This is a genomic window from Chryseobacterium sp. WG23 (assembly GCF_024586575.1).
In the GTDB taxonomy this organism is placed as follows: domain Bacteria; phylum Bacteroidota; class Bacteroidia; order Flavobacteriales; family Weeksellaceae; genus Chryseobacterium.
The window spans coordinates 396681-421045 of the sequence record NZ_JALCZE010000001.1 but is presented as its reverse complement, the minus strand read 5'-3'; the positions used below and the strand labels follow the sequence as shown (position 1 = coordinate 421045).

Annotated in this window: 25 protein-coding genes and 1 other RNA gene; 21 read left to right on the top strand and 5 right to left on the bottom strand. The window is 35.7% G+C overall.

Translation table 11 applies throughout. The features are described from left to right. Positions 1–865 precede the first annotated feature (865 nt). Entirely contained in the window at positions 866–1975 is a 1110-nt protein-coding gene (locus MP477_RS01925; protein ID WP_257188936.1) for a M14 family zinc carboxypeptidase, read from the top strand. Positions 1976–2031: 56 nt separating this feature from the next. Here the strand turns inward: MP477_RS01925 and MP477_RS01920 are convergent, their stop codons facing one another. Beyond that, positions 2032–2532, bottom strand: a complete 501-nt coding sequence (locus tag MP477_RS01920; RefSeq protein WP_257188935.1) for a DUF4920 domain-containing protein — start codon at positions 2530–2532, stop codon at positions 2032–2034. Between the two features lie 142 nt (positions 2533–2674). Here MP477_RS01920 and MP477_RS01915 point away from each other — a divergent pair, with 142 nt between their 5' ends. The 7 genes from MP477_RS01915 (at position 2675) to MP477_RS01885 (ending at position 11597) form a co-directional block, all read left to right on the top strand. Then, positions 2675–4084 (top strand): APC family permease, encoded by a 1410-nt coding sequence (locus tag MP477_RS01915; RefSeq protein ID WP_257188934.1) that lies wholly within the window; start codon positions 2675–2677, stop codon positions 4082–4084. Positions 4085–4247: 163 nt separating this feature from the next. Further along, on the top strand, positions 4248–4688 hold the full coding sequence (locus tag MP477_RS01910; protein ID WP_257188933.1) for a GPW/gp25 family protein: 441 nt from the start codon (positions 4248–4250) through the stop codon (positions 4686–4688). Between the two features lie 25 nt (positions 4689–4713). Beyond that, positions 4714–6597: a type VI secretion system baseplate subunit TssF gene (locus tag MP477_RS01905; protein WP_230035375.1), complete on the top strand. Its 1884-nt coding sequence runs from the start codon at positions 4714–4716 to the stop codon at positions 6595–6597. Between the two features lie 21 nt (positions 6598–6618). Continuing rightward, positions 6619–7545, top strand: a complete 927-nt coding sequence (locus MP477_RS01900; protein ID WP_257188932.1) for a YiiG family protein — start codon at positions 6619–6621, stop codon at positions 7543–7545. Positions 7546–7761: 216 nt separating this feature from the next. After that, positions 7762–10593, top strand: a complete 2832-nt coding sequence (gene uvrA, locus MP477_RS01895; protein ID WP_257188931.1) for an excinuclease ABC subunit UvrA — start codon at positions 7762–7764, stop codon at positions 10591–10593. A 314-nt stretch (positions 10594–10907) separates the two neighbouring features. Next, the gene (locus MP477_RS01890) at positions 10908–11312 is read left to right on the top strand and encodes a hypothetical protein (protein ID WP_257188930.1); all 405 of its coding nucleotides are present in this window, start codon (positions 10908–10910) and stop codon (positions 11310–11312) included. A gap of 150 nt (positions 11313–11462) precedes the next feature. After that, entirely contained in the window at positions 11463–11597 is a 135-nt protein-coding gene (locus MP477_RS01885) for a protein with bacteriocin-type signal sequence (protein ID WP_230035401.1), read from the top strand. 82 nt (positions 11598–11679) lie between these two features. On the opposite strand, the gene MP477_RS22795 is transcribed toward MP477_RS01885, so the two are convergent. Then, positions 11680–11838, bottom strand: a complete 159-nt coding sequence (locus MP477_RS22795; RefSeq protein WP_373567397.1) for a winged helix-turn-helix transcriptional regulator — start codon at positions 11836–11838, stop codon at positions 11680–11682. Positions 11839–11875: 37 nt separating this feature from the next. Next, positions 11876–11992 carry a winged helix-turn-helix transcriptional regulator gene (locus tag MP477_RS22790; RefSeq protein ID WP_373567396.1) on the bottom strand — a complete coding sequence of 39 codons (117 nt, stop codon included), beginning with the start codon at positions 11990–11992 and terminating at the stop codon, positions 11876–11878. On the opposite strand from MP477_RS22790, the gene MP477_RS01880 reads away from it, so the two are divergent. From MP477_RS01880 to MP477_RS01865, 4 genes are all read left to right on the top strand, one after another. Continuing rightward, positions 11941–12318: a hypothetical protein gene (locus MP477_RS01880; protein ID WP_257188929.1), complete on the top strand. Its 378-nt coding sequence runs from the start codon at positions 11941–11943 to the stop codon at positions 12316–12318. The genes MP477_RS22790 and MP477_RS01880 overlap by 52 nt on opposite strands. Before the next feature lie 114 nt (positions 12319–12432). Continuing rightward, positions 12433–12945, top strand: coding sequence for a YetF domain-containing protein (locus MP477_RS01875; RefSeq protein ID WP_257188928.1), 513 nt, complete (start codon positions 12433–12435; stop codon positions 12943–12945). Between the two features lie 5 nt (positions 12946–12950). Then, the gene (locus tag MP477_RS01870) at positions 12951–13442 is read left to right on the top strand and encodes a GNAT family N-acetyltransferase (RefSeq protein ID WP_230035408.1); all 492 of its coding nucleotides are present in this window, start codon (positions 12951–12953) and stop codon (positions 13440–13442) included. A 132-nt stretch (positions 13443–13574) separates the two neighbouring features. Further along, entirely contained in the window at positions 13575–13802 is a 228-nt protein-coding gene (locus MP477_RS01865) for a hypothetical protein (RefSeq protein WP_257188927.1), read from the top strand. Positions 13803–13886: 84 nt separating this feature from the next. Here MP477_RS01865 and MP477_RS01860 read toward each other — a convergent pair whose 3' ends face one another. After that, on the bottom strand, positions 13887–14201 hold the full coding sequence (locus tag MP477_RS01860; RefSeq protein ID WP_230035412.1) for a DUF4286 family protein: 315 nt from the start codon (positions 14199–14201) through the stop codon (positions 13887–13889). 148 nt (positions 14202–14349) lie between these two features. Between MP477_RS01860 and gyrA the strand changes: the two genes are divergently transcribed. From gyrA to MP477_RS01830, 6 genes are all read left to right on the top strand, one after another. Then, entirely contained in the window at positions 14350–16935 is a 2586-nt protein-coding gene (gyrA, locus tag MP477_RS01855) for a DNA gyrase subunit A (protein WP_257188926.1), read from the top strand. Positions 16936–16963: 28 nt separating this feature from the next. Continuing rightward, the gene (locus tag MP477_RS01850) at positions 16964–17989 is read left to right on the top strand and encodes a hypothetical protein (RefSeq protein WP_257188925.1); all 1026 of its coding nucleotides are present in this window, start codon (positions 16964–16966) and stop codon (positions 17987–17989) included. Between the two features lie 154 nt (positions 17990–18143). Further along, entirely contained in the window at positions 18144–18980 is an 837-nt protein-coding gene (locus MP477_RS01845; protein WP_047495817.1) for a 1,4-dihydroxy-2-naphthoyl-CoA synthase, read from the top strand. A gap of 88 nt (positions 18981–19068) precedes the next feature. Beyond that, positions 19069–19998: a 1,4-dihydroxy-2-naphthoate octaprenyltransferase gene (gene menA / locus MP477_RS01840; RefSeq protein ID WP_230035418.1), complete on the top strand. Its 930-nt coding sequence runs from the start codon at positions 19069–19071 to the stop codon at positions 19996–19998. Positions 19999–20016: 18 nt separating this feature from the next. Further along, positions 20017–20457, top strand: coding sequence for an SRPBCC family protein (locus MP477_RS01835; RefSeq protein WP_257188924.1), 441 nt, complete (start codon positions 20017–20019; stop codon positions 20455–20457). A gap of 154 nt (positions 20458–20611) precedes the next feature. Further along, positions 20612–21298, top strand: a complete 687-nt coding sequence (locus MP477_RS01830) for a metal-dependent hydrolase (RefSeq protein ID WP_084083939.1) — start codon at positions 20612–20614, stop codon at positions 21296–21298. A 97-nt stretch (positions 21299–21395) separates the two neighbouring features. On the opposite strand, the gene ffs is transcribed toward MP477_RS01830, so the two are convergent. Beyond that, an RNA gene (gene ffs / locus MP477_RS01825) (signal recognition particle sRNA small type) lies at positions 21396–21493 on the bottom strand. 132 nt (positions 21494–21625) lie between these two features. Between ffs and MP477_RS01820 the strand changes: the two genes are divergently transcribed. The 3 genes from MP477_RS01820 to MP477_RS01810 all read left to right on the top strand — a co-directional run bounded on the left by MP477_RS01820 (position 21626) and on the right by MP477_RS01810 (position 24287). Continuing rightward, the gene (locus tag MP477_RS01820; protein WP_230035424.1) at positions 21626–22222 is read left to right on the top strand and encodes a DUF4199 domain-containing protein; all 597 of its coding nucleotides are present in this window, start codon (positions 21626–21628) and stop codon (positions 22220–22222) included. 16 nt (positions 22223–22238) lie between these two features. Then, positions 22239–23189 carry a glycosyltransferase family 2 protein gene (locus MP477_RS01815; protein WP_257188923.1) on the top strand — a complete coding sequence of 317 codons (951 nt, stop codon included), beginning with the start codon at positions 22239–22241 and terminating at the stop codon, positions 23187–23189. 126 nt (positions 23190–23315) lie between these two features. Then, positions 23316–24287 carry a hypothetical protein gene (locus tag MP477_RS01810; protein WP_257188922.1) on the top strand — a complete coding sequence of 324 codons (972 nt, stop codon included), beginning with the start codon at positions 23316–23318 and terminating at the stop codon, positions 24285–24287. Positions 24288–24365: the final 78 nt, after the last annotated feature.

The following is a 24365-nucleotide window of genomic DNA, read 5'->3' as shown; positions in this document are numbered from 1 at the left end:
CACATAACTATAAGAAAAACAATGATATACATTTTAATTACAATTGTATTAAGCTAATAATTTTATTACTTACAGAGTACAATAAGCTCCATGATATTTCCTATTTTTAACCGTTTTTTCCGATAAAACTTGATTATAAATGTAAATTATGAGACTTTTTCAGAAGTACTTATCGGAAATAATTTTCTATTTTCTACTATTTACATTGTTAACTACTATATCCTTACAAAGAATATATAATAGAGCAAATACTGACTTGTAATGCTTTATAACTATGTTTTCTATTGTATACAATGGTAAATTAATAATGTAAATAGGGGATTAATACCACTTTTATAAACTTTTTAGAGCTAAATATCTCCGTGTCCACCAAAACTATTTTATTTCATTAGATAAAACTCTTAATAATAAAAATTGAACTTCATTTCTGATAAAATTCCCTGAAGTTTCGTTAATTTACAAATGTATAGTAATGTAAAATACGGACTTATCCACATTAGACATGTTTAATAAAATTATGCCTATTTGCTATAAAACAGGTTTTTATTCACTTCAAGTAACTTTATAAATATCATTGAGATGAGTTTTATAAAACATTGAATTTTAGTTATTTAAATGTATCTGATTAAATTATTCGCAATCCACAATTTTATCCACAGACAATATGGCTCTTCATGCTGTTTAACAATGTTACAGGTGTTAATTGACTAGAATCTCTTTAAATTGTATAGTTTCACTTATGTAAACAAATTGATCAGATAAGGAAATTTTAAAATTTTTACTGTTTTTATAATTGTTTACATATGTTAATCTGGTTTTTATGCCTTAAAATGGTTAAATTTGATTTTTGTAAATTATTCCAACAATGAATTTTGAACAGATCTATTTCCAACACCCTAATTTTCCTAACCGGTATATTTCCCCTGAAAAATTATTTTCTTACCTACAGACGAATCTTGGCGATTATATTCTGGAGATCGGAAAATCATATTTAGATAAACCTATATATCAATTGAGCATCGGAACAGGTGATATTCATATTTTAGCGTGGTCGCAAATGCACGGAAACGAATCTAATGCTACCCATGCGATGCTGGATCTTTTGGTAAGTTTAGATAAGGCTCCTGAAATGAAAGAAGATTTGTTCAGTAAGATTAGACTTGATTTTATTTTTATGCTTAACCCCGACGGTTCAGAAAGGTGGACAAGGCTGAATGCTGTAGATATTGACCTGAACAGGGATTTTCACAATGAAGCCAGTAGAGAGATTAAGTTTCTTAAGAATGCTGTAGCTTCAAAAAAATATGACTATGCTTTGAACCTTCATGAGCAGAGAACGATTTTTACTACTGACGGTATTCATCCTGCTACACTTTCTTTTTTAGCGCCTTCTGAAAATGTAGAACGTACCGTAACTGAAAACAGGAAAAAATGTATGGCAGTGATTGGAAATGTTTATCATCATTTAAAGGAAATGATCCCTAATCAGATTGGAAGGTATTCTGATGAGTTTTATCCTACTTCAACCGGTGATAATTTTATAAAAGCAGGGATGCCGACTATTTTATTTGAAGGAGGACATTTCATAGATGATTATACCAGAAAAGGCACAAGGAAGTATTATACAGTGGCCCTTTACTATGCTCTGAAAGCAATAAGTGAACTCAATTCTGAAACTACCGGATGGGAGGCTTATCTTGAAATTCCTGAAAATAAAGAAACCCATTATGATATTGTCTACAGAAACGTAAGACTGAATACGGAGCATGAATGTATCCTGGACATTGCCGTTCAGTACAGAGAAATAAAAGAGGATGGAAAAGATGAAATTTCTTTTATCCCTTTCGTCATGGAAGTAGGAGATGTGAAAAAACGAAAAGGCTGGCTGGAAATAGACTGTACAGGAAAGAAATTTATTTCCGAAACTAAATATCCCAAACTGGATGCAGCAGCAGGTTTTACAATAGAAGATTAAAAAATACGGCAATCAAGAGATTGCCGTATTGATTTTTTATAGACGGGAGCAGAATCTTAGTTAACGACTTTAATTCCGTTAGCTACAAATCTGATCTCCTCTTTAGGCTGAGTGATCGCATCAATTTCTGACTGCGGTTTTTTAGCATCTTCAGCATAATGTTTCTGCTCATTTACAGAAGTTACTTTTCTTTCTGCATTTCCTTCCAATACAACATTTTTACCTTTTAAAGCTGTAGGTACAAAGAATGCATAATCTTTCATTTTCACAAAAAATTTAGAATTGTCTTCAGTCTGAATAGTAAGCCAGCATCCTTTTTTATCGCATACATCGGTTACTTTACCCTTAATAGCTACATTCTCCAGCTTTTTGTTATCTTTTTTAAGCTGTTTACCCAGTTGATCCACGGTGATGGCCTTAGATTCAGTTCCGGAAGCTACACTTGCTCCATACGTATCACCTACTATAGCATTACCTGCCGGAGGTCCCACTTCCTGTGCGAAAGCCAATGAAGAAGCACTTATTGCAGCTGCAAATATGATGGTCTTGAATTTCATTTTATTATTTTTTTCAAAAGTACTAATTAATATTGAATCAAAAATCAATTAAAAGTTGATATAAAACAGGTGTATTATCGAATTTGTAATAAAATTCAGAATAAAAGACAGATTTGTTTATATTTGACGCCTATACTTGACTATGCAAAAAAAATTGAAATTATGGGATGCCATTATGCTGGTAATGGGCTCAATGATCGGAAGTGGGATCTTCATTGTAAGCGCTGATATGATGCGTAACCTTGGATCCGGATACTGGCTGGTTGTTGTCTGGATTATAACAGGAGTGATGACCGTTGCCGCTGCAATAAGCTATGGAGAGCTTTCCGCTCTGTTTCCAAAAGCTGGAGGTCAATACACCTATCTGAAAGAGATTTTCGGAAAGAAGATGGGATTCCTTTATGGATGGGGACTATTTACGGTAATACAAACCGGAACTATTGCAGCGGTGGCAATGGCTTTTGGTAAATTTACAGCCTACCTTATTCCGTCACTTAATGATGCTGCACCTATTTTTCAAAGTGGCGAATTTAAAATTACATGGATACAGATTTTAGCTATTGCTGTCATTCTCTTACTTACCTATATCAATACAAGAGGGGTGCAAAGTGGAAAAGTACTTCAGAATATATTTACAGGCTCTAAAATTATTGCTTTACTGGGCTTGGTTGCTGCAGGCTTTATACTGGTGGATTTTTCGCATATGGCTGAAAACTTCAGCCTTGGTACGGATTCATTTAACAATCTTAAGAAAGACTTTAATGGCAACTTCCTTAAAGAAGGTTGGCAGCCTATTGGTGGAATGACGTTATTGGGAGGTATTGCTGCTGCTATGGTAGGTTCTGTATTCAGTTCTGTAGCCTGGGAAAGTGTAACATTTGTTTCCGGAGAAATTGATAACCCGAAGAGAAATGTCGTGAAATCTATGATTTATGGAACTTCTGCGGTGATGCTTCTCTATATTGCAGTTAATTTTGTCTATTTAAATGCATTAGACAGAGATGGAATTGCATTTGCGACCAATGACAGGGTAGCGGTAGCAGCATCACAGAATATTTTTGGAAGTGCAGGAACAGTGATTATCGCTTTACTGGTTATGATTTCCACATTTGGATGTAATAACGGATTAATCTTAGCCGGAGCAAGGGTTTTTCAGACTATGGCAAAAGATGGAATGTTCTTTACATCAGCAGAAAAAAATAATAAAAATGAAGTTCCTGAAAATGCATTATGGATGCAGGGAGTCTGGGCTTCACTTCTTTGTTTGAGCGGGCAGTATGGAAACCTGTTGGATATGATCTCTTTTGTCATCGTTTTATTTTATATGATTACCGTTTTCGGGGTGATCTATTTAAGAATCAAGCAGCCTGGCCTTGAAAGACCTTATAAAACCTGGCTTTATCCAATTACTCCAATTGTTTATTTAGTGATTGGAACAGGCTTCTGTATACTGCTTTTAATTTACAAACAGCAATATACATGGCCTGGGTTGATTATGGTTGTGCTGGGACTTCCGGTCTATTATTTTATTAACCGCAAAAAAACACACTGATATCATATAAGATATAATAGCAGCAAGGCTTTCAATTCAATTTGGAAGCCTTTGTTTTTGAATAATATTTTAATTTATTAAACATTTATTTAGTGAAAATGTGTATTTTGGTATTTCGTTTTTAAGTAAACTTAACCATGAAGTAAAAAATAAGAAGTTGATTATGGATACACCAAATTACAGAATGCCTTTTGTACCTTCAACTTTAATGACTGAAGGCGGAAGCATTGATACCTGCGATATGGGGGAAAGTATTGCCCACAATATCATGTTACTGATTACCACTAAAAAAGGGGAGAACAGATATGATGAAAATTATGGCAACGACGTTTGGAATCTGGAATTCGATAACGGAGTCACCAGCGCGATCTGGGAAAATGTTTTTGTTAAAAGTCTTAAAAGACAGATTCAGGAATACGAACCCCGCATTGTACAGCCACAGATTGATGCCAATATACAGTTTGTAGAACACAGCTACGATACCAAAGAGCACACAGAAATCAAAAAGAAAGTAAGAATTGCGATCAATGCAAAAATGGAAGCTACGGGAGAACGTTTCAGTTTTTCAACAGAATTGTTTCTAAGCCCGATGTCTATTGATTAATTTTTTTTAACAGCACCAAAAATTTATGAATTTAGATCAGAATATATATTCCAAAGAATCTGTAAAAGCCAGAATGCTTCAGAATGCCACTAAAGTTTGGGGACTCAAGAGCCCGCAATCTTTAGATCCTTTTGTAAAACTACTGATAGATGCATTCAGTACAGAAGTCTTTAAGGCTAATAATGAAATTCAGACGGTCAATGCCCGTATTTTAGAAAAACTGGCAAAACTTCTTACGCCATCTATTTATACCCATCCTATTCCCGCTCACTCTGTAGCTTTTACACAGCCTTATGAGTCTTCCGAAGTTTTATTGGAACATACGGAGTTTTTCTTCCGTAAGCAGATGACTTCCACCATAAAATCAGAGTCCGACAAACAGTTGAATATTCCTTTCACTCCCGTAGGAAATGTAAGGATCAATAAAGTTCATACTTCCATCATGTTTGTAGGAAATACTTGCTACAGTATAGATGACCGGTTCAATAAAATTCCTATTGCCAGGTTTCCGGGAAAACCCGAAGATTATAGAAAAATTACAGTAGGAGTTGATGTCAGTAAATATACAAACGAAAATTTCCCTAAATATTTAAGTATCTTTTGCTCCAATCCTGCTTTTGAGCATTTGGATTTTGTCTATAAATTATTACCTTATATTACCGTTACCAGTAATGGAAATCCACTATTTGTAAGAGAGGGATTAAGCTACCTTACAGAAAACCAGCCGGACGGTTACGAACAGATGTTCAGAGAGCAGTCTATCCGGAATAAAGTGATTGAAGATATTAAAAGTATTTACCGTCATAAATTTATTGAGGTAACAGGAATTTCCAACAGTTTATTTTCAGAGCCGGGAAAACTTCCGCAAAATCTTGAATTCCTTCACGGAAAAGAGGAGATTGTGAAATATATGGACAATAAAAAGTTCCTATGGTTAACTTTTGAATTTCCACCCCAGTTTTCTGCTGAAATCCTGGATAACTTTTCATTTGTGCTGAATGCATTTCCTATCTACAACAGAGGTTGGAAGAAAACAGAATACAGTTTAGATATCATGGGGAATAATATTCCTTTGGTTACTGACGAAGGAGAACATTTTCTATATGTAGATGATGTTCAGGACGGAGACGGAAGGAAATATACAGAAATTCCTTTCACACCGGCTGATGACCTTAAAAAAGGTTTGTATACCGTTAGGAAAGGAGGAATGGAGCGTTTTACCAGTAGAAATGCTGTGGATATGATTGCCAATGTTCTGGAGCTGACCCGGGATGAGATTGCTGCTTTTTCCCTTCTGAACAGAGATAATGTAAAAGGGGTATTGAGTGAAATGTCTGACAAAATGAAATCTATGGTACAGAAAGTGAATAATGCCAAGAGAAATATCAGACAGGAACTGAATTATGTCATTATGGAGCCTGTAGAGAAAACAGACCATACGTATGCTTCTTTCTGGGTTACCCACTGTACTTTAGCCAATCATATGCGTCCGGGAACAGAGCTGTCTAACCAGCTGAAATCCCAGACCATCGTTTTACTTGCTGAAACCCTGGGAGGAGCAGAGGAGCAAAAAGGAACAGACAGCATCCAGGCTTATAAATATGCATTAACAACAAGAGATAAGATCATTTCACTTGAAGACGTTAAGAATTACTGCAGGATGATACTGAAAGATGAAATGAGAGATGTAAGGGTAAGAAGGGGAACCATGGTAAGCAACAGACCTAAAGAAGGTTTTGTAAGAACGGTAGAAGTGGAGATTGTTCCCCAAAACTATTCCTTCTATGGAAGAGCGTATTGGGAAAATATGTCCAATATTCTTAGAAATCAGATTATTGCCAAAGCAATAGACGGTATTGAATATCTGGTGAAAATAACCAATGAAGATGTTGAATTTCAGGATATGTAAAATTAAAACAATACCAAAAACATGAGAAAGATTATGATAATGGCTATGGCCTTGTCCCTGGCAGTAGTGAATATAAGCTGTAAAAAAAGAGCTGATAAACTGGGGAACGCAGTTCTGAATTTGGGAGGAGAACAGGAAGCAAACACTATTATTGATTTTAACAATAATTTCATTGATTCTTATAAAAACACTTCGAAACATATTGAGAGAATCTTAAAATATGCTGATGAAGCAGTCGTAAGATCAAAAGGCGGGAATGTAATGATGATGCCTGTAATAAGTTCAATGGATTACAGCTTTTCAAAAATCAAAGGGGTTCCCTCCGGATTTGAAAAAGATAAAGCCGGAATTGAATCCGATTTTAATATTTACAAAACCAAAAAAGAAAAAATAGAGAAGAAATTTGAAGAGCTTAAATCTTATATGAACTCTGAAGATTATAAAGATGATAAAGGTGCCAAAGCGGAGAATTTAAGAAAAGAGCTTGAAACTGAAGCCGATGCACTCTATTTAGCTGGGGAGAATATTATAATGAAAATTAAGCCTGCAACAGATGCCGCTGAAGAAGTAATCCTTAAAGATCATCCGTTGAAAAACTATATCTTATCTTCCAAAAATGTAATGAATTCTTTAGATTCTGTGGTGGAACTGCTTGGTAAACAATATACAGAAAAATTTAATGAAGCAGAGGCACAGAAAAAGTATAATGAATTCGCCAAAGCTGTGGAAGCCAATTCAAAATTGGTATTCGATGTGAAAGATCCACAGTATGCTTATAAAAAATCTCAGTTTGAAATTTTTAACAAGAATGCTTCCAGCTTTTTAGATACCTACAGAAAACTGATCAGGGATGCTAAGGAAGCCGGAAAAATTCCTGATAATAACATTCAGCAGATCGACTCATCTTATGAATCGGTATTAAGTTCATACAATTCGTTTGTAAAATAATAATATACCCTATACACAATAAAGGACCAATATAATCTGTATTGGTCTTTTTTATTTTTCTGAAAAATCAGCAAAACCTTTTATAGATTTCTCTGAGTACTTCTGTATCACTCAATTTAATAAAGATTAAACTTTTATACCTTTTACGGTTAATAAATTTCCATAAAATTCCGTAATTTTGCACGTTGTGATTTTCAGGCAAAGTCACTCTGAATTATGAGCAAATCAACAGAATATATAGAAGTTTACGGAGCACGTGAGCACAATCTAAAGAATATTAACGTTAAAATTCCTAGAAATGAACTGGTAGTAATTACCGGTCTTTCGGGGAGTGGAAAATCTTCACTGGCTTTTGATACCATCTTTGCAGAAGGCCAGCGTCGCTATATTGAGACATTCTCTGCCTATGCACGTCAGTTTTTAGGCGGGCTGGAGCGTCCTGATGTAGATAAAATAGAAGGACTTTCACCTGTCATTGCTATTGAGCAGAAAACAACCAATAAAAACCCACGTTCTACCGTAGGAACCGTTACAGAGCTGTACGATTTTCTACGTCTTTTATATGCAAGGGTTTCTGATGCTTACTCTTTGTCTACCGGGCAAAAGCTGGTAAGCTATACGGAAGATCAGATTCTTGAGACCATCAAGGAAAACTATAAAGGAGAGAAAATAATGTTGCTGGCACCCGTAGTACGGTCCAGAAAAGGACATTACCATGAACTTTTCGTACAGATGGCAAAAAAGGGCTATGGACAGGCTAGAATTGATGGAGAATTACAGGATATTGAGTATGATTTAAAACTTGACCGTTATAAAACCCATGATATTGATATCGTTATCGACCGTTGGATCATCGGGGAAAGTGCTTCAGAAAGCAGAATGGAAAAATCGTTGCGTACCGCAATGGAAATGGGCGAGGGCATCATTGGAATCCAGAAGCTGGGAAGTACAGCTATTGAATACTTTTCCAAAAATTTAATGGATGCTGAAACAGGACATTCCTTAGCATTGCCGGAGCCTAATACTTTTTCATTCAACTCCCCAAAAGGAAGCTGCCCAAACTGTAAAGGACTTGGGATGATCAAAAAGATCAACACCGATTATTTTACAGAAAATCCAAAACTGTCAATCAATCAGGGTGCATTATTACCTCTGGAAGATATCAAATCAAACAAATGGATACTGGCGCAGATTAAAAATATCCTTGAAATTTTCGGACTGGGGTTAACAACGCCTTTACAGGATATTCCGGAAGAAGCTTTGAATTACATTTATAACGGCTGTCACAAAGAATTTAATAAAGATCTTAAATACGCAGGAGTTACCAAAAAGATAAAGATCAGTTTTGATGGTCTTATTCCTTTTATGGAGGAAATTATTGAGGAAAGAGAATCTTATGAGGCTATCTTGCTGGAAAGGCATTTTACCACAGAAGAAACCTGTCCTGAATGTAATGGAAGCCGCCTTCAGCCTTCAAGCTTAAGCTTTAAAATAGATGGTAAAAATATTGCTGAGGTCAATGGGTTAAGCTTAGCTGATTTAAAAGATTGGTTAATTGACGTTAAAGATAAATTCTCTGAAAAAAATAAAATTATCGCTCACGAAATTTTAAAGGAAATTGAAACCAGGCTTCAGTTTCTGCTGGATGTTGGTTTGGATTATCTAAGTTTGAGCAGAAGTTCCAAAACCCTTTCCGGAGGAGAATCTCAAAGAATACGTCTGGCAACACAGATTGGGTCTCAATTGGTTAATGTGTTGTATATTCTGGACGAGCCAAGTATCGGTCTTCACCAGAGAGATAATGAAAGGCTTATTCACTCATTAAAGAACCTTAGAGATATCGGAAACTCTGTATTGGTGGTTGAGCATGATAAAGATATGATTCTTGAAGCCGATGAGGTGCTGGATATTGGTCCCAGAGCCGGAAAATTCGGAGGAGAGATCCTTTGGCAGGGAAAACCGAAAGATTTATTGAAAGCGGATACCATAACCGCTCAGTATATCAATGGAAAAAGAAAAATCGCCATTCCTGAGGAAAGAAGAGCAGGAAGCGGAAAAAATATATTATTAAAAGGAGCTACAGGAAACAATCTTAAAAATGTAACACTGGATGTTCCTCTGGGAAAACTGGTTGTGGTAACCGGAATTTCAGGAAGTGGAAAATCTTCACTGATCAACGGAACATTATACCCAATCCTTAATAAACATTTCTACAGAGCAGTTCAGGAGCCTTTACCTTATAAAAAAATTGAAGGTCTGGATAATATTGACAAAATTGTGGATGTAGACCAGACTCCCATTGGAAGAACGCCACGTTCCAATCCTGCAACCTACACAGGAATGTTTACAGACATCAGAAATCTTTTTGCAGAATTACCTGAGAGTAAAATCCGTGGATATAAGCCGGGAAGATTCTCTTTCAATGTAAAAGGCGGAAGATGTGAAACCTGCCAGGGGGGAGGATTGAAAGTCATTGAAATGAACTTCCTTCCGGATGTATACGTTCACTGTGAAACCTGTAACGGAAAGCGTTTCAACAGGGAAACGCTGGAAGTCCGCTACAAGGGAAAATCCATTTCCGATGTACTGGATATGACGATTGATGAAGCGGTAGATTTCTTCCAGCCTATTCCTAAGATTTTTGCAAAAGTAAAAACATTACAGGATGTAGGTTTAGGATATATTACTCTGGGACAACAGTCAACAACCCTTTCCGGAGGAGAAGCACAGCGTATCAAGCTGGCAACGGAACTGGCAAAAAGACAAACTGGAAATACCCTTTATATCCTGGATGAACCTACTACCGGACTGCATTTTGAAGACGTGAAAATCCTGATGGAAGCCATTAATAAATTAGTGGAATTAGGAAACTCATTTATCATCATCGAACATAATATGGATGTAATTAAATTGGCAGACCATATTATTGATGTAGGCCCTGAAGGAGGAAAGTATGGAGGACAGATCGTAGCCCAGGGAACTCCTGAAGAAATTGTAAAATCTAAGAAAAGTCTGACAGGAAAATTTTTGAAAAGGGAACTGGAATAATCAGAACATCAATATAAGTATAGGAAAGAATTTGCGAAAGCAGATTCTTTTTTTTATTTAAATACAGGTATTTTCAAGTTGAAGCACCCGATCGGATTAAAAAACAGGTGAAATAGTAAAGATTTAGTATTGTAATCTAACTTTCAATATTAAATTTTCACGTATTTTATAAATTTATACAATTGTTAATCAGATACTTATGTTTTAATGTTAACTCAATGTTAACTGAATGTAAAATTAATATGAATTATTTTTAATAACTTTGAGTAAGAGATAGAGAATAAACCCAAATATAATCTTAAAACCAAATAGTTATGAGAAATAAAATTCAAATATTGACCGCTTTACTTTTTGTTGTTGCATTTTCAGCGGTAGCCAATATTGCTCAGGCACAAACTACAGATCATAATACAATCCAGGAAATTCAATTGAATAAAAGTGAAACTTTTAATGACATCAGGTCTCAACTGATCGCCAATTTTGATCTTACCAAGCCTGAATACAGACAGGGAACCGTCAATTCAGTAGTGAAATTTGATATTGCTAAAAACGGAAAAATTGTAAATGTCCATTCCAGTGGCGATTGCAAAAGCGTAAGCAAAGAAATTGAGAATGTTTTAAGCGAACTTGATTATAGAGTAGACCGCAAAAAAATAAGTGACAATATGGTTGCCTATACCTATGTGATGCCTGTAACCGTAGAAATCAATAACAGATAGTCTTAAGAGTCTATTATTGTAAATAAAGCGAAGTAGATCCTTATACGGATTTTATCTAAATAGTGTAAATAATGAAAATTTTGAATATTAAATTATAATAATAATTAATAGGATTCGTTTAATTTTGTTTAACCATAAAATTAAAACGATATGAAAAATTTAAAGAAACTGACTAAATTAGATTTAAAATCAGTGTATGGAGGAGAACCTAAACAATATTGCACCTATTGCGAATGGGCAGATAAAGTTTTCTGCAGTGAAATCCCAATCGTTCAGTGTCCATAAAAAAATCAAAACCGCTTTTATAAGCGGTTTTTCTATTAATCTTATGGATTGAGATTGCTGCTCAGCAAGATAATAATAGAGCTTACCAATCTTCAATAATTTTCTTTCTGTGGATTTTCCCCCAATCGATCATCGATATAAATACAGATCTTAATGTAGTGGTATGCCGGGTAGGAGTGTACTCAATGATCGTAAGTAAATCATTCTGAATAGTTCTGTTAATAAGTTTATTTTGTTCCAGGTCTCTTAGTTCCTTTGCTAAAACTTTCCCACTGATTTTAGGAATGCTGTTTTTTTATTTCTTTGAAACGTTTATTACCATTCATGATAGAAAATAAAACCAATGTTTTCCATTTTCCATGGATTACTTCCAATGTACCCTGTAAATAAAGCATTCGTGCTTCACAATCCCTATGGGTTTCTTTTTTACTGTTCATCACTCCATGATTTTGTAGTTGCAGTACTTGGACTCTTGTCATTGTGGTTTATTTGGGTTCAGAAAGACGATAAATGGGCTGTTTTCAGACTGTCAATCATCTTTGCCAGTCTTTATTGGATAACGCAGGCAATGTCTATTTTATTTCCGGGAACAGCCCTGTTTGATCCGGAGTTTTCTTATCCTGATCAGTGGCCTGTACAGTTCATATCAGATGGTACTATGTTTTTACTGCTTATAATGGCTTATTTTTTAGAATCAAAACATTTAGATAGGTTAAAATAGTTCATCATTAAAAAAAAGGAAATCCGTTTGTTATTCTTTAAGGGTAGAAAAAATCAATTCAATTATAATAAGGGATAATAAAAATTAATACATTTGAATAGATAAAAAATAGCTGTGGATCCTATTCTTAATGTCGTAGTCCGTTCTCTCTGTGTTTACCTTTTCATGGTGATCGCCATCCGTTTATTTGGAAAAAATCAATTATCTCAGCTTAATGCAGGGGATATTGTTTTATTGCTGCTGATCTCCAATGCCGTTCAGAATGCAATGGTGGGACCGGATACTTCACTTCAGGGTGGACTTATTGCAGCGCTGGTTTTGTTTGTGGCTAATTTTTTGCTAAAAAGACTCATGTTTTCCAACCGCTCCTTTGAAACATTTATGGAAGATGATCCGGTAGTACTTATCAAGGATGGAATTGTAGATCAGATAGCCTTGAATAGAGTGAAAATTACCGAAAGTGAACTGGAAGAAGCAATCAGGGAACATGGTATTGACCAAATAAAAAAGGTAAAACTGTCTGTCTTGGAAGTTGACGGAAACATAAGTGTGGTTTCTGAAGATGAGAAAAGCAAGCAGACTCATTATACAAGAATCAAAAGAAAAAATAAAAGAAAATACCATTAAACAGAATGAATTACGAACTAAGAGAGATGCTTCCCAATGATGGGGCCCGGGTACTTGAGATTTTCAGACAGGGAGTTGACAGTGGTATAGCCACTTTTGAAACAGCAATTCCTACTGTGGAAGCCTGGGATATGGAATACTTTAATGCCTGTCGCTGGGTATTGGAAAATGAGAATAATGAAATAGTAGGATGGTGTGCCTTGAAGCTGGTGAGTAAAAGAGAATGTTACAAAGGAGTTGCAGAAGTGAGTATTTATTTCGATACAGACTATCAGGGGAAGGGATTGGGATCAGTACTGCTTAAAAAGATGATTTTGGATAGCGAGGATCACGGATTCTGGACTTTACAGACCAATATCTTCCCTGAAAATGAAATGTCTATTAAATTCCATCAGAAAAATGGCTTCAGAATAGTGGGGGTTCGTAAAAAAATAGGAAAGCTCAACGGGGAATGGAAAGATTTGATCATGTTTGAGAAAAGGAGTGAAATAATTTAATGAAATACGAGCACCTATAAAACCGTTTTATCTATTTTAGGGTTTACACTTTATATCCGGAATCTGGAATTTCGAACAATTTGGCATTAACCTTGTTATCTTTTGGCAACTAAGTTTGAAAAAGTGAAAATAATGAAAAGTATGTTTAAAGTGATGGGAGCAGGTGTGGTTATGCTGATGCTGACATCTTGTGTGGTTCATGAGCATCACGGAAGAAGGCTTCCACCAGGGCAGGCGAAAAAAGTGTATGGAGGAAGTGCAAGATATTATGCTCCCGGCCAGGTAAAAAAAGTATATATTTATGAAGATAGAGGTCGAGGTCACCATCATAAAGGTCGCGGTCATGGCCATCATAGATAATGAAGAAAAAAAGAGGTTAAAACAATAACCTCTTTTTTTATGTTCAGAATAGAAATAAGTATAGTCTTTTTCTATTTATTGATATTAAAATCTGGATTTTTTAGGATTTAAAAAAGTATTGAAGATGATAACTTCCTGACCGAATTTTGTTTCAACGCGCTCAGCTATATTTTTTAATTCACTTTCAATAAAATCATTTCGGAGTTCATCATTATCAAAGATCAAAAGAAGGTTGTAATTTTTCCCGTCTTCAATATAATCACTGTGTACTTCAGAAAGGATATATTTGTTCACATCCATCAAGTTTTCAGTCATTACCACCAGTGTTTCATCAATATAATTTTCCCATTCCTCGAGATTATTTTTCGTACAGTGGAAAGTTATACTTAATATGCTCATATTTTATGAATTTTTAAGATTTTTTGGATAAATTCTACCACAAAAATCGGCAATTTTTTCGTAAATTAGCCCGTTAATAAAAATTCGAAATAAATAATTTTCAGACATACAGCTAAAGGTCTGGCTATCATTATAATAAAATTTGTTTATGCAAAAAGAAGGAGAAAGACTGATTCCTATCAACATCGTTGATGAAATGAAATCGTCTTATATCGATTATTCGATGTCTGTTATCGTCTCAAGAGCGTTACCGGATGTAAGAGACGGTTTGAAACCCGTTCATAGAAGAGTACTTTACGGTATGTATGGATTAGGGGTTTTTTCTAATAGAAAATATTTAAAATCTGCAAGAATTGTTGGGGATGTTTTAGGTAAATATCACCCACACGGAGACTCCTCTGTGTATGATGCAATGGTGAGAATGGCCCAGAACTGGAGCTTGCGTTATCCACAAGTGGACGGGCAGGGTAACTTCGGTTCAATGGATGGTGATCCACCGGCAGCAATGCGTTATACTGAGGCAAGATTAAAGAAGATCTCTGATGAGATTCTTTCAGATCTTGATAAAGAAACAGTTGATTTTCAGAATAATTTTGACGACAGTCTACAGGAACCAACAGTAATGCCTACTAAGGTTCCTAATCTTTTGGTAAACGGAACTTCAGGGATTGCGGTAGGTATGGCCACCAATATGGCACCTCATAACTTATCAGAATCTATAGATGCCATCTGTGCATATATTGATAACAGAGAAATAACAATTGATGAGCTGATGCAGCATATCATTGCTCCGGATTTTCCTACAGGTGGAATTATCTATGGTTATGACGGGGTAAGAGATGCTTTCCATACAGGAAGAGGTAGAGTTGTTTTGAGAGCTAAAGTAAGCTTTGATGAAATTGGAAACAGAAATGCGATTATTGTAACTGAGATTCCTTATCAGGTGAACAAGGCGGAAATGATTGCCAGAACTGCAGAACTTGTTAAAGATGATAAAATCCCTGGGATCTACGAGATCAGAGATGAATCAGACAGAAACGGACTTCGTGTTGTTTATGAATTGAAAAATGATGCTATTCCAAATGTTGTCCTGAACTTATTGTATAAATATACATCGCTTCAGACTTCTTTCAGTGTTAACAATATTGCCTTGGTACACGGAAGACCGGAACAGCTGAATCTTAAAGATATCATCCATCACTTTGTGGAACACAGACATGAAGTAATTGTAAGAAGAACTCAGTATGAGCTTAAAAAAGCGAAGGAAAGAGCTCATATCTTAGAAGGATTCATGAAGGTGATAGGAACTCAGGATTCCTTAGACAGAGCAATTGCTATCATCCGTCATAGTGCCAATCCTCAGGGAGCAAAAGAAGGCCTGATCGAAGCATTTGAGCTTTCAGAAATTCAGGCTCAGGCAATTCTGGATCTTAGATTAGCCCGTTTAACAGGAATGGAGCTTGATAAAATCCGTGATGAGTATGATGCCATTATGAAAGAAATTCAGAATTTGGAAGATATCTTAGCGAATGAGCCAAGAAGATTCGAAATTATCAAAGAAGAATTGCTTGAAATCAAAGAAAAATATGGTGACGAAAGAAGAACGGAGATTGATTATTCAGGAGGAGAAATGTCTATTGAAGATATTATTCCAAATGAGTCTGTAGTTCTTACGATCTCTCACGCAGGATATATTAAGAGAACTTCACTTTCAGAATATAAAATTCAAAGTAGAGGAGGTGTAGGAAACAGAGCGGCAACTACAAGGGATGAAGACTTCCTGGAGTATATTGTTTCTGCTACCAACCACCAGTATATGCTATTCTTTACAGAAAAAGGAAGATGTTATTGGTTAAGAGTATTTGAAATTCCTGAAGGTTCTAAAACTTCAAAAGGAAGAGCGGTACAAAACCTTATCAACATTGAACCGGATGATAAAATCAAAGCATATATCAGAACCAATAACCTTAAAGATTCTGAATATGTAAACCAAATGAGCGTTGTGATGGTAACTAAAAATGGTACCATTAAGAAAACATCACTTGAAGCCTATTCAAGACCAAGGGTAAATGGGGTGAATGCTATTGAGATCAGAGATAATGACCAGCTATTAGGAGCTTACCTTACAAATGGTACCTCCCAGATTATGATCGCTACTAAAAACGGTAAGTGTATCCGTTTCCCTGAAGAAAAAGTAAGAGAAGTAGGTAGAGGATCCATTGGGGTAAGAGGAATTGCTCTTGAAGAAGGAGACGAGGCAATTGGTATGATTGTTGTGAATGATGTGGAGAACGAAACAGTACTTGTAGTATCTGAAAAAGGATACGGAAAAAGAACTGCAGTAGAAGACTACAGAATTACAAACAGAGGAGGAAAAGGAGTTATTACCCTAAACATTACCGAAAAAACAGGACACCTGATTGCTATTCAGAATGTAACAGATGAAGATGGATTGATGATCATCAATAAATCCGGAGTTGCTATCAGAATGGGAATGGATGAAATGAGAATAATGGGTAGAAATACTCAGGGAGTGAAAGTAATTAACCTTAAGAAGAATGACGAAATTGCAGCAATTGCAAAAGTAGAAATGGATAAAGATGTAGAAGAAGAAATTGAAGAAGGAACAGAAGGAGTAGAAATTGTAACTGATAACCAGGAAAATGATGAAGTACCTCAGGCTGAAAATGAAACTCCGGCAGAGGAAAATGGGAATTCTGATTCTGAAGAATAAATTGTACAATTAATATAAAATAGTTATTATGAAGAAACTTATTTTAGGTATAGCTATCGTAGCATCTTCTTTTGCTTTTGGACAGAAAAAAGATGTAAACGCTCAGCTTCAGGCGGCTAATACAGCTGCTATGGAGGCCTATAATGCAAAAAATTATGCAGTTGCAGCCCCTAAGTTTGTAGAAGTTTATGACTTATTGAAGGCTAATGGTCAGGATAATAAGATCTATATGTATTATGCAGGGCTTAGCCATGCATTGGCAAATAATACTGATCCTGCAATTAAAATATATACTGATCTTATCAATTCCGGATTTACCGGAGTGGAGACTACTTATACTGCAAAAGATAAGAAATCCGGACAGGTTGTTAATTTAGATAAGGCTACCTGGGAGCTTATGAAAAAAAATACTGATTATTCAGATTTTAAAACTGAACAGTCTAAAAGTATAGAACCGGATCTGTATGAAACTTTAACTTCATTGCTTCTTAATGCAAAGAAAACTGATGAAGCTCTTGTTATTATAGAAAAAGGATTGGCTAAATTCCCTAATAATGCTAAGCTTAAAGAATCTCAAAGCTCCGCTTATTTCCAGTCTGGAAACACGGAAAAGTTTATGGGAACTCTAAAAGAACAGTTGGCTAAAAACCCTACTGATGCAACAAACTGGTATAACCTTGGAGTAATGCAGTCTAAAAATCCAGCTACAACAGCAGATGCTATTGAATCATTCAAAAAAGCAGTAGAGCTTAAGCCTACCATGGCAGAAGCACACCAAAATCTTGTGTATACAACTATTGGGGACGACTCTAAGATTGTAACAGAGATCAATGCTTTGAGAAAAGACAAGCCGGATGAAGCTACCAAACTGATTGATGCAAGAAAAGAGAGATTTGCCAAAGCTTTACCTTATGCTGAAGCATGGTACAAAGCTGCACCTCAAAGTCTGGATGCCGTTTCTGCACTTAAAGAAATCTATGTTGTAACTAAAAATATAGATAAAGTAAAAGAAATGAAAGCTAAAGAAACTGAGCTTAGTGCTAAAGCAAAATAATAGCTTTAAGAAAATAATAATAAAACCGGAGCAGAAATGTTCCGGTTTTGTTTTTTTCCGGGATTGAAGAATCCTTATTTTTGTAGCAGAGACCCCTAAATTTCACTCCAAAAATTCTCTGTAATTCCGTATCTTTGGGAAAAATTTTTACAAGATGATTGAGTGGAAAACCGTCAAAGAATACGAAGATATTACCTATAAAAAATGTAATGGAGTAGCAAGGATTGCTTTTAACAGACCGGAAGTACGTAACGCTTTCAGACCCAAAACAACTTCAGAGTTATACGATGCTTTTTATGATGTCTATGAAGATCCTTCTATAGGTGTGGTATTGCTTTCAGGAGAAGGGCCAAGTCCGAAAGATGGAGGCTGGGCTTTTTGTAGCGGTGGAGACCAAAAAGCAAGAGGGCACCAGGGGTATGTGGGAGAAGACGGAAGACACCGTTTGAATATTCTTGAAGTTCAGCGTTTGATCCGTTTTATGCCTAAAGTAGTTATCGCGGTTGTTCCGGGATGGGCTGTTGGCGGAGGACACTCTCTTCACGTAGTATGTGACCTGACTTTAGCAAGTGAGGAGCATGCTATTTTTAAGCAGACAGATGCTGACGTAACAAGTTTTGACGGTGGGTACGGATCAGCTTATCTTGCTAAAATGGTTGGACAGAAGAAAGCCCGTGAAATCTTCTTCTTAGGAAGAAATTACTCTGCTCAGGAAGCTCTTGAAATGGGAATGGTTAATAAAGTGGTTCCCCATGCGGAATTAGAAGATACTGCCTATGAATGGGCACAGGAAATATTAGAAAAATCTCCAACCTCTATCAGAATGCTGAAATTTGCAATGAACCTTACGGACGATGGTATGGTGGGGCAGCAGGTTTTTGCCGGTGAAGCTACACGTCTTGCCTATATGACGGAAGAAGCAAAAGAAGGAAGAAATGCCTTCCTTGAAAAAAGAAAACCGAACTTCGGAGAAGATCAATGGATATCATAAACTGTAAAAAGTACAACGTAAAATGTATTAATGATTCAACACATTAGACTTTTACTTTGTACATCATACATTTTACATTATACAAATTATGACTGATTGGATAAAAGCCGCAAGGCTAAGAACACTACCGCTTTCCTTAAGCGGAATTATTATGGGAGCTTTTATTGCAAAATGGAGGCTTTACAGAGAAGGAGGAATCTGGGACTGGAAAATTTTTGCACTGGCACTTTTGGTAACACTTTTATACCAGATTTTGTCAAATTATGCCAATGATTATGGCGATGGAGTAAAAGGAACAGATGCCAGGAGAATCAATGAAGCGGAATCAAGAGCTGTTGCATCAGGGAAAATTACTGCCAAACAGATGAAAAATGCGGTCATTCTTTTTGCAGCACTGTCTTTCATTGCTACAATCGCTTTGCTATATGTAGCTTTCATCCCGGACTATATGAATGAATTCTATATCTTCATAGGATTGGGAGTTGCAAGTATTTTAGCTGCCATTGGATATACAGTAGGTAAAAAACCTTACGGATACATGGGGTTGGGAGACATCTTCGTATTCATCTTTTTTGGGCTGGTTTCTGTATGCGGAAGCTATTTTCTGTTTACCAAAACCTTCAGCTGGGATATGCTGTTGCCAGGAACGGCAGTAGGGATGATGAGCATGGCTGTTTTGAACCTTAACAATATGAGGGATATTGAAAGTGATAAGCTATCAGGGAAAAATAGTTTTGCCTTAAGGATAGGGTTTAAAAATGCAATGATCTATGAAATGGTCCTGTTACAGCTTCCTTTAGTATTGATTCTTATATTTTTAGGAGTTAACGGGTTTATACAGGCTCAGAACTATTACGTATTTATTGTAATGATCCTGTTATTTCCACTTGCGAAATTAAGGAGAAGTATCATGTCGGTAAAAGAACCTAAAGAATTAGATCAGTATCTGAAGCAGGTGGGTATTATGACGTTTATTATGGCAATTCTTACAGCAGCAGGACTTAATTTATTTCACTAAATCTAAAAATATATTATCATGAGTTCTACAATTTTTGTTGAAGCACAAATGCTTATCAGAAAGCCGATTGAAGATGTTTTTGAAGCATTCATCAATCCTGAAGTAACCACTCATTTTTGGTTTACAAAATCTACCGGAAAATTAGAGGAAGGTAAAACCGTAGCCTGGGAATGGGAAATGTACGGCGTAAAATCCGAAGTGAAAGTTCATCAGATTATTCCCAACCAACTGATTAAAACGGAGTGGGGAGAGCCTTCAACGCATGTAGATTATGAATTCAGAGCAATGGAAAAAGGAACCCTTGTTGTCATTAAAAGTTATGGATTCAGCCAGACCGGCGAAGATCTCTTAAAAATAATCAATGATAATACAGGTGGTTTTACAACGGTTTTAGATGGCTGTAAAGCTTATCTGGAGCATGGAATCAACTTGAGGCTGATTGAAGATAAATTTCCGTAAAAATAAGCGAAAATCTTATAAAGAAGATCGCTCTTACATTTAAAGAACACAGATGGCACGAATGCTTTTCACAAATGTCACTAAATTTATATTAGTTATTTGTGAAATCATTTGAGTCATTTATGTTTAATAATAATTAAAAATTAAATTGAAAATGAAAATACAATTCTTAGGGCAAAATTGCTTCTTGTTCACCTATAAGGATAAGACAATTTTGAGTGACCCTTTTTACAATTACAAAAAAGCGGAGTCAGGATTTGACATTACCGCCCAAAAAATCGACTATATTCTGTTGACGCATGCTCATGGTGATCATATTGCTGATGTGGGTGAAGTGTTGCAGCATTATCCGGAAGCTACCATAATTGGAGTTCCTGAAGTATGTGGGTATTTTAAATCAGCAAAAAATACAGACGATGTCAACTTAGGAGGGTCGGCAAAAATCGACGATCTTAAAATTTCCATGGTTCCGGCTCATCATACGAGTTCTTTTCCGGATGGAAGCTATGGAGGCGTGCCTGTAGGATATATCTTCAGACTTCCTGAAGGTAAAAACATTTATTTGGCTGGTGATACAGGAGTAATGGCTGATATGGAGCTGTTCCCAAGATTATACGGAAATATTGATCTTTCTATCCTTCCTATTGGGAGCCACTACACGATGTGTCCGAGAAAAGCTTCTTTTGCAGCAGCAGAATTATTAAAGACACCAAAAGTAATCGGTTGCCACTTTGATACTTTCCCTGCAATTGAAATTAATCATGAAAGTGCATTAAAGCATTTTGCAGACAGAAATGTAGAACTTGTTTTACCAAAACTGGGAGAGGAGTTCGAATTTTAAAAAATAAGGGTAATCTGAAATTAGAAAATGATGCGTAAGGTATTAAAAACAAAAAAAGATAATTATCAAATTACCTCTCTCAACTTAAACCAAAAAAAAATGGCAAGCTACCTAAATCACACCGCTACGACCAATTACCTTTGCTGCGTTCCCACCCTGGAGGATTCTCAGGAGCTGGTTGTTTAGGACTTGCCGTTGCAAAGGTAGGAATAATTTATAAACTTCAAAACTTTATCAAAGAAAATTTGTTGAAAAAATGCAGTGATAGCGCTAAACAGCTGACATGTAGGGAAATAATTTTTCAACTTTTTTCTTAAAAAATTAAATATGACGAAAAGTCCATCAACATTAGGAATTATACTTTTTATTGCTACAATGATCATTTTCTTTGTAGTGTATTCATTTTTCTCAGGCATCAATTATTTTGATACTTCGCTGAAAGTCAATGCTTTCGTGTTGCCTGTTATCTATGCTGCTACAGCATTCTGGTCTGTAAAATCATACTGGAACAACCATAAACTGGGTTTTAGAGAAGCTTTTAAGAGAGCATTTGTTCCGATGTTTATCGGAGGAATTCTTTCTATTTTCAGTATTTATGCTTTCTTAAATTTTGCAGATACGGATGCTAAAAAGCTGTTAAATTACCAATATGTTCAAAGACAAAAATCAGAATTGGATACAGAATATACTTCTGCGAGAAAGATTTTAAAACATCAAAAGGACATTGATGAGCTGGATCAGAAATACAAAGAGAGGTCACAAAGCTTCACCCCGGAGGCTGTAAAAGGAAAAGATATGCTTACCGCAAGTCATTTTTCAGGATATTTTGCAGCAATTCTTATATTTTACGTAGTTTTGTCGGTGTTTTTCGGGGCGTTTTTCAGAACAAAAACAATTCAGCCAGAAGAAACAAATCAAGCCTAATTTTATTAAAAATTAAATGAATTTATCTATAGTTATTCCGTTACTGAACGAAGAAGACTCTCTGGAAGAGCTTTTTTCAAGAATTGATAAGGTCTGCACAACCGGTAATCTATCTTATGAGATCTGGTTTGTAGATGATGGAAGTACGGATTTATCGTGGAGCATTATTGAGAATTTAAAAGTACAGTATCCTCAGATCCACGCTATTAAATTTTCCAGAAATTACGGAAAATCACAGGCGCTTCATGCTGCCTTTGAAAGAACAAACGGAGATGTGGTGATCACCATGGATGCAGATTTACAGGACTTTCCCGAAGAAATTCCGGAACTCTACAATATGATAATTAATGATAATTATGACATTGTTTCCGGGTGGAAGAAGAAGCGTTTTGATAATGTGATGACAAAAAATATCCCATCGAAACTGTTTAATGCAGCAGCAAGAAAAGTTTCCGGAGTTGAACTTCATGATTTCAATTGTGGTTTGAAAGCCTACAAAAGACAGGTGGTAAAATCTATCGACGTATATGGAGATATGCACCGTTATATTCCGGTATTGGCTGCCAATGCAGGATTCCGGAGAATTACAGAAAAAGAAGTAAAACATCAGGCAAGACCTTACGGAACTTCCAAATTTGGTACAGAAAGATTTATCAGAGGTTTCCTGGATCTGGTAACCCTTTGGTTTGTAAGCCGTTTTGGAGGAAGGCCAATGCATTTCTTTGGTGCCGTTGGAACAGTAATGTTCATTTTCGGTTTTATTTCTGCATTGTGGCTGGGAGTTTCAAAACTTATTGATGTTGCCAGAGGAATTTATGGGCATTTAATTACCAATAATCCGTGGTTCTATATTGCGTTAACGATGATGATTATGGGAACATTGCTGTTTGTGGCAGGGTTCTTAGGAGAAATGATTATCAGAACCAACCGTGAGCATAAGAATTATAATATTGATGATGTGATTTAAAATATTTCAATAAGAACGACCAATATATTAATACTCCTGAAGAGCAATATGCTTTTCAGGAGTATTTTTTTTGATTCCGTTAATTTATTTTCTGATATTCGTAATGATGAAAAAATTATAAAAACAATGGACGGCATTAAAATAGAGATCAGGGACTTGGTAGATATTGACTCTCTCTCAAAAGAATATGATATTTCTAAAAATGAACTGATCTCATTTCACAACCGGAACTGTGCACTGCATGAGCTGCTTCCGGAAAGACTTCCCAAGTACATTAACAGTATTTATATTCCCAAAGAAAAATACAAGAAATGGAAGGAAAAACAACTTCCGGTTTCCCGTATTGATATTCCCGAGGCATCTGAAATGCTTACATATGGCGTTCTGATCACACAACAATCACAAGAATTAAATATAGATTATCTTATTGATATTCAAAGGTTTGACGATCGTAAGGTTTCCATTTTCCGGCAGAAATTACAGGTAAATAATAACGAAGTGGATCTGATGGTTGAGAAAATCATGGAAACTGCTGGAAAAGCATTATACCCGATACATATGTCTTTGAACAAGAAAGGAAAACCAGATCGGATTGAAAATGCTGAAGATATACAAACCCGATGGAATGAAATATACCGTCCAAGAATTCAACAGTATTATGTGGGGGAAACAGCAGAAGGGCTTATTACAACATATGACTATTTTTACGAAAATATTGAGAACGGGGTGGGAAGTTTACAGCGTAATGTATTTTATCCCATATTCTTTATTTCTCTTTATGATTCATATCCTGATTATCAGAAAGAAGAACGTCTGAATTTTTATTTTCCTTCTTTTGGAGAGATGGTTTATTATGATACTGTTTTTTCATTGCAAAGAACTTTTTCAGACAGCGGAAGAATTGTTATTCAGGTTAAAGGAGATCAATGCTATGACGAAATAAGTCTGGATGAAGATAAAGGAAAAATAGAGCTTGACTACCAACTGGATAAAGAATCCCGGAATGTGTTTTCGGTAACGGGAACATTATCAACATTCTATGATAATCAAGAAATTAAAATTTATATTGAAATATATCGTCAGGAAGCTTATCTTTGATTTACCAACTCATAAAAAATATTAATATGCAGGCACTTTTCGTCCCCTGAAGCCTTTGGCAGGCTTAATCTATTCTAC